Annotated in this window: 1 pseudogene; it reads right to left on the bottom strand. The window is 39.1% G+C overall.

The features are described from left to right. Positions 1-233 (bottom strand): annotated as a pseudogene (locus ACG9ZB_RS17750) (IS3 family transposase); the annotation flags it as partial.

The raw sequence follows: 233 nt of genomic DNA, 5'->3' as shown, positions 1-233 counted from the left end.
AACTTAAATGTGGTCTATAACAATTATAAATCATGATAGATTCCGTAATTAAGTGATCTAACTCCTTCATGGTTTGACATCGTGTAGTTAAAAACTCTTGCTTTAATATTCCAGGCGCAATGCCGATTGATATAGTTCAGAGCAATACTGTGAGCCTCTGTCTGAATGATGAATCATCCTTGTCGCTCGATCCGTCACATGCTGCATCGCCATATGTAGAGCCTGCACAACAT

The sequence above is a fragment of the Acinetobacter johnsonii genome (assembly GCF_048551975.1).
GTDB classification, from domain to species: domain Bacteria; phylum Pseudomonadota; class Gammaproteobacteria; order Pseudomonadales; family Moraxellaceae; genus Acinetobacter; species Acinetobacter johnsonii_A.
Note: the sequence above shows the minus strand (reverse complement) of the source record. Positions and strands in the feature narration are given on the sequence as shown.